The following is a 6,472-nucleotide window of genomic DNA, read 5'->3' on the forward strand; positions in this document are numbered from 1 at the left end:
CCCCGCCGAAGGGGCTCTTGGTTGGTGTCGCCGCCAGCCTGGAGCATCTTTGAACAGATAAGGATCGAGAGCATGCAAGACATCGACCGCGACCAGTATCTGGTCAAGAGCGAACCCTATTACCGTCCGGTCCACCAGGAGGTGGATCTCTACCGCGCCGCCTACGAGGCGCGCATGCCGGTCATGCTCAAGGGGCCGACCGGTTGCGGCAAGACGCGCTTCGTCGAATACATGGCCTGGACGCTCGGCAAGCCGCTCATCACCGTGGCCTGCAACGAGGACATGACCGCCTCCGACCTGGTCGGACGCTTCCTGCTCGACATCAACGGCACCAAATGGCAGGACGGTCCTCTGACCGTCGCCGCGCGCATCGGCGCAATCTGCTATCTCGACGAGGTGGTCGAGGCCCGTCAGGACACCACGGTCGTCATCCATCCCCTGACCGACCACCGCCGCAACCTGCCGCTGGAGAAGAAGGGCGAGATCGTGGAGGCCCACCCGGACTTCCAGATCGTCATCTCCTACAACCCTGGCTACCAGAGCCTGATGAAGGATCTGAAACAGTCCACCAAGCAGCGCTTCGGCGCGCTCGACTTCGACTACCCTACCGCCGAGATCGAGACCGAGATCGTCGCCCACGAGGGCAAGGTGGATAAGCCGATCGCCGAGAAACTGGTCCAGATCGCCCATCGCAGCCGCAACCTCAAGGGCCACGGATTGGACGAGGGTATGTCGACCCGACTGCTGGTCTACGCCGCGCAACTCATCGGCAAGGGCATCGATCCCCAATCCGCCGCCCGCATGGCTCTGGTCGGACCGCTGACGGACGATCCGGATATGCGCGATACCCTGGATGCGGCAGTGAATACCTATTTTTGAGTAGTTTTGAACCGCAAAGGCGCTAAGGACGCAAAGGGAATTCGACGTGGAATATTGGCAGGAGCCGAATCGGGAGGTCGAGGAATTGGCGCACGCGACCATCGGTGCTGCGATCGAAGTGCATCGGCATCTTGGGCCTGGGTTTCTCGAAAGCGTCTATGAAGCAGCCTTGGCGGTCGAGCTACAAGATCGCGGGATCGAGTATCAGCGCCAGGTCGAAGTATCGGTCGAGTACAAGGGGGTTCACGTTGGCGAGGGTAGGCTGGACCTGTTGGTTGGTGGGGTCTTGGTTGTCGAATTGAAGGCGGTCGAGGCGTTGCTGCCGGTCCATAAGGCCCAGTTGCTCTCGTATCTCAAGACACTCAAACGTCCGCTTGGCCTCTTGATCAATTTCAAGGTCCAGGCGCTTCGGCAGGGTATCCAGCGCGTGATCCTTTCTCAGTGAAAACCTTTGCGCCCTTTGCGCCTTAGCGGTTCAAGCAATCATGACCATCGACTTCAGCGAATACCTCACCTGCCTCAAGGCCGACCCGGAGCACGAGCATGCTCAGGCGCTGGAGTCGAGCTATCAGGAGGCGGCGCGGGTCATGTCTCCGCGCGGGTTGGATCACTACCTGACCGGCATCCGCGCCATGTGCGGGCTGAACAAGGGCAGCGAGCTGGTGATGACCTACGTTCAGGAGATGCCGGGCGTGGTCAAGGAGATCGGCGAGGACATCATCCCCGACATCGTCAGCGCGCTTATGAAGTTGGCCTCGCACACCTCGGGGACCGTGCTCATTCTAATGATGGCCAACATGCCGCTCGCGGCGAGCCGGCTCGGCGACTTCGAGGTGATGCGCGGTTATCTGAATCTGCTGCACCAGCTCGCCGGCAAGGCGCCGCGCGGTCTGCGGCCGATGATGGAGAACATGGACGAACTTTTGTCCAAGCTGACCCTCGGCGGGCTGCGCCGCTGGGCGCTCTGGGGCGCCCAGGCCCATGCCCGCGATCTGGACGGCCAGCTCGCCTATTTCGGCCTCAAGACCGAGTCCTCGCGCTCGGTGCTGCAGAAGGAGCGGCGCGGCACCCTCTTCGTCGACAACCAGCGCAAGCTCAATTTCTATCTGCGCGCGCTCTGGGCGCGGGCCTTCTTCATGCGTCCGACCTCGGGCGACTACGAGTCGCGTACCGGTCTCAAGCCATTCATCGAGGACTTCCAGATCCATCTGCCGGACGCCTTCGACGCCTGGCGCGGCATCTCGGGCGTCGAGCTCTATCGCGCCGCCGCCGCGCACTGCGCCGCGCACATGGTCTACACCACCCAGCCCATGAGTGCCGAGCAGCTGAACCCCGTGCAGCGGATCTTCATCGAGCTGTTCGAGGACGCCCGTGTCGAGGCGCTGGCGATCCGCGACTTTCCGGGCATCAAGAAGCTCTGGCTCCAATTCTTCACCGCGCCCTCGGAACCGGGCGAGAGCGTCGACCTGCATCCCATGCTCGATCTCATGGTGCGTCTCGCCCGCGCCCTATTGGACGCGGACTACCGCGACCCAGAGCCCATGATCGAGGCGTCCGCCGCCGACTTCCGCGCCGCACTGGCCGAGCGCGCCGAGGACAACCGCATCAGCTGGGAGGCGGGCGTCGATTTCTACCACCGCGCGATCCAGATCGCGGCCGTTCCCAGTCTGCGCATCCTGGAGGATTGGCCGATCCCCTACCGCGACGACAACGATTACGTCTGGGACTTCGACGAGAACCGTTTCCTCTCGCACGGGGTGGACTATCTGCCGGCCAGCCAGCAGCAGGTGCGGCGCAAGGTCAGCGTCATGGAGATGGTCAACGAGCTCGACTGCGAGCTGGCCGGCGACGATGCCCAGGAGATCTGGACGCTGCCCACCCCCTTCTGGCTCGACCAGGAGGGCTGCACCATCAACGCGCTGGAGGGCAAGGAGCCGGTCTCCGACCCCTTCCACTATCAGGAATGGGACTACCAGGTGCAGCTTCACCGCCCGGATTGGGCGACCGTCGTCGAGCGGCGCCAGGGGCGTGGCGACCCGGAGACGATGGACGAGATCCTCACCACGCACAAACCGGTCGCGAGCCGCATTCGTCATCTGATCGATGCGCTACAGCCGCAGGGCATCGTCCGTCGGCGCGGTTACGAGGAAGGGGAGGAGCTGGATCTCAACGCCGCCGTGCGCGCCATGATCGACATCCGGCGCGGCGTCATGCCGGATCCGCGCATCAACATCCGTATCACCCGGCATGTGCGCGATCTCTCGATCCTGGTGCTGATGGACCTGTCGCAGTCCACCAACGACAAGGTCGGCTTCAAGGAGGGCGAGCCCGGCTATGCCGAGGCTCCGAGCATCCTGGATCTCACCCGCGAGTCCACCGGTCTGCTGGCCTGGGCCATCGATTCCATCGGCGACAACTTCGCCGTTCATGGCTTTGCCTCCGACGGGCGGCACGATGTCCAGTATTACCGTTTCAAAGACTTCGACCAGCCTTATGACGAGGACGCCAAGTCGCGCATGGCCGGCATGAAGGGTGGACTCTCCACCCGCATGGGCGCCGCGCTCCGCCATGCCGGCTGGCACCTGGACCAGCAGCCGGCGCAGAGGCGCCTGGTGCTGCTCATCACGGACGGCGAACCCGCCGACATCGACGAGCGCGACCCGCAATATCTCCGCCACGACGCCAAGAAGGCGGTCGAGGATCTGCGCATGAAGGGCATCCACACCTACTGTCTGACGCTCGACCCTGAGGCCGACCGCTATGTCGCCCGCATCTTCGGGGAAAACGGCTACTCGGTCGTCGATCGGGTGGAGCGTTTGCCGGAGCGCTTGCCGGCGGTGTTCGCGGCCTTGACCGCCTGATGCCGCTACGAGCGGGTCCGCTCGCGATGAGTTCGCGGGCGGACCTGCGGTAAAGGGTGTGACGTCCTCTTTCATCAAGGCGATATCCAGAAAAGAATCTCACCGCATCCTATGATCGGTACAGTCTTTCGCGGACCAATGATCTCCCTTCCTACAGCCACCCCCTGGACGCTTCGCGCACATGGCCTGCGCGATCGCGAGACCTGATACCCTGACACTTTCCTCTAGTCAGTGACACCGGCTCACTGACCGATTTGCGCTCAACGCGGTTGGCTGATGAACAAGCTCTTCGACATCCTGGCATACGACAATTGGGATCTCTTGCTGGGGGCCTTGCTGGTCGTGCTCTTTGGACGGCTCGTTGCCTGGATGCTCGACGGGAAGTCCGGGAATCCGCGCTTTCCGCGTATCGTCGCCCTGATCGACCTGATTCTGCTGCCGTGCGCGTTCCTCGTCGGTGGGGCGCTGGTCCGATTGGTCGCGCATCTGTTCGACATTCCTGGGGTGTACGACTCCATTCGCTCGCTGACCCTGCTGCTGGCCTACCTGTCCGCTGGATGGGCGCTGGCGCGCCTGATCGAGGTCGTGCTGCTCGATCGCGCCGACGAGGAGCTGTCCGAGCGGATCCCCAAGCTCGTGACCGGCCTCATCTACGTCGCCATGATGGCGCTTGGCGGCGCCGTCTATCTGTGGCAGCTCGGCTACTCCTTCACCGGTATCTGGGTCTCCACCGGCGTTGCGGCGGCGGTCCTGGGTTTGGCGTTGCAGAAGACCCTGGGCGACCTCTTTTCCGGCGTGGCCCTGGGAATCGAGCGGCCGTTCCGGCTCGGCGACTGGGTGGAGTTGACCAACGGGACCATCGGGCAGGTGGTCGACATGAATTGGCGCGCGACCTGGCTGCGGGGCTGGGACAACTCGACCCACATCATCCCCAACTCGCAGATGGCGGGACAGATGATCAAGAATCTGCACGACGCGCAGCACCTCTATGCGCCTTGGTATTTCGTCAAGATTCCCGCCGAGGTGGATCCGCGCTTCGCCACCGCCCTCATGCTGGAGGCGGCCCTGCGCTGCGAGAACGTGCTCAAGTTTCCCTATCCGGTGGTGCGTCTCGCCGATGCCACGAGCGTTCCCTATTCCTACATGGTTTGGGTGCATCTGAAGAACTATCCGACCATGTTCCGTGCTCGCGAGGAGCTCTTCCGCGAGATCCATCGCGGTCTGCAGGCGGCAGGCATCGAGGTCGCTCCGGAGGTACATGAGATCCGCACGCGCCGCGCCCAGATCACCCAGGCCGAACCGCCGAGTCTGCTGCTGGCGCTTCAGAGTCTCGATCTCTCGGGTTTCCTGACCGGGGAGGAACTGGAGCGGTTGGCCTCACGGGCGGCATTCTGTCAATTCGACAGCGGTCGCATCATCCTGGCGGAGGGCGTGCAGAGCGAGGCCTTCTACGTCGTCACGGCCGGGCTGATCGAAGCGGCGGTCACGCTCTCCGATCGTAGCCGCAAGGTCACCGAAACGCTGGGGCCGGGAAAGTACTTCGGCATCACCTCCATGCTCACGACGGATCCCTCCTTCCTGGAGTACACGGCCAAGAGCGACGTGAACCTGATTCGCATCGATCTCGAATGCGTTCGCGGTCTGCTCTCCGAACGGCCCGAACTTTCCGAGCGTCTGGCCGAGGTCGTCAAGGAACGCCTGGACGCCGCCGAAGCCGCCCGCTTCGCCAGCCGCCAGCCCGCCCGAAGCCTCAGCATGCGCGACATCCGCGAGCGCATCGAGGGTCTGGTCTTGCGCCCCTCACGCCGACATCGCGGTCGCTGGACGCCCATGCCCTGACTCCCGCCTCCGCCAACACCCCGCGAACACTCCCGTAGGGCGGAATAGCGCAGCGTATTCCGCCGAATGGAAGGCAGTGCTAAACGCAGCTCACGCGTTCCCAGGCCATAAGTCTGCTCGGTGCGAATCGCCATCCTTAAGCTGTCGGGTTGTTTTGATTTCTCGGTTCAGCAAGGTCGAATGAGTAATTAAATTCATTCGAATCCGAATTCAGCTCCACTGGTGCCACTTCATAATTTCGCGCAAGCGTTGGGTGGCTCCGCTCCAACTGACGCGCCGATGCCCGTCACTGTTCCCAGTCGATCTGTCCAAGCCAAGCCATTCGATCCCGGCGAGCTCGAAGAGAATCTGTATAGCATCGACCGCTTGGCGAAACTGCCAATCCTTCAGATCGGATCTTCTTTCCCAGATCCGCAAGATATTGCTCTACATCGGCGGGAGTCTGCTCCGCCAGCTTCCTATTCAGGAAAGGCCGAGATGTACTGCTCCGCACGTCGCACCATCCATCGGTCGAACGGCGGCTTAACCCCTGATTTATGGACTTTTTCCACGTACCGGTGCCAAAACGACCACACTTTATTGTCCGAAGCAGGGTTAAAACCACCGCCTTTAGGCGGTCAGATTTATCTTTGAAGCCTTTTGCAAGGTTGAAGAGATGGAGTATCGATACGGTAGCCACACGGTTTTCAAGATCCAGTACCACTTTGTGTTCGTCACGAAGTATCGCTATCACGCTCTGAAAGGGGATGTTGCCCTCAAGGCGCGCGAGCTAATTGTTACGTCCCGTGTGATTATCTGCCGCGACGGAGCTATCCTTTGTTCCGTGCCCGCGAGGTGCTAGAGCACTTGAGCCATAAAGTAGCCACGCGCGGAAATCACAGTCATCCTGCTGA

Annotated in this window: 4 protein-coding genes and 1 pseudogene; all 5 read left to right on the forward strand. The window is 62.2% G+C overall.

Annotated elements, in window-relative coordinates; all coding sequences use genetic code 11:
• Positions 1-72: 72 nt before the first annotated feature.
• Positions 73-879 (forward strand): CbbQ/NirQ/NorQ/GpvN family protein, encoded by an 807-nt coding sequence (locus ACFSJC_RS15230; protein WP_386027913.1) that lies wholly within the window; start codon positions 73-75, stop codon positions 877-879.
• Positions 880-925: 46 nt separating this feature from the next.
• Entirely contained in the window at positions 926-1,324 is a 399-nt protein-coding gene (locus ACFSJC_RS15235; RefSeq protein WP_386027915.1) for a GxxExxY protein, read from the forward strand.
• 40 nt (positions 1,325-1,364) lie between these two features.
• Positions 1,365-3,740 carry a nitric oxide reductase activation protein NorD gene (locus ACFSJC_RS15240; protein WP_386027916.1) on the forward strand — a complete coding sequence of 792 codons (2,376 nt, stop codon included), beginning with the start codon at positions 1,365-1,367 and terminating at the stop codon, positions 3,738-3,740.
• Positions 3,741-4,016: 276 nt separating this feature from the next.
• Positions 4,017-5,579 (forward strand): mechanosensitive ion channel domain-containing protein, encoded by a 1,563-nt coding sequence (locus tag ACFSJC_RS15245; protein WP_386027918.1) that lies wholly within the window; start codon positions 4,017-4,019, stop codon positions 5,577-5,579.
• A gap of 655 nt (positions 5,580-6,234) precedes the next feature.
• Positions 6,235-6,354 (forward strand): annotated as a pseudogene (locus tag ACFSJC_RS15250) (transposase); the annotation flags it as partial.
• Positions 6,355-6,472: the final 118 nt, after the last annotated feature.

This window comes from Thiorhodococcus fuscus, from assembly GCF_042682685.1.
Classification (GTDB): domain Bacteria; phylum Pseudomonadota; class Gammaproteobacteria; order Chromatiales; family Chromatiaceae; genus Imhoffiella; species Imhoffiella fuscus.

Bases quoted from the DNA above. Each gene is read 5' to 3' on its own strand.
- ACFSJC_RS15230 (WP_386027913.1), top strand. From the start codon at position 73: ATGCAAGACATCGACCGCGACCAGTATCTGGTCAAGAGCGAACCCTAT.
- ACFSJC_RS15240 (WP_386027916.1), top strand. From the start codon at position 1,365: ATGACCATCGACTTCAGCGAATACCTCACCTGCCTCAAGGCCGACCCG.
- ACFSJC_RS15245 (WP_386027918.1), top strand. From the start codon at position 4,017: ATGAACAAGCTCTTCGACATCCTGGCATACGACAATTGGGATCTCTTG.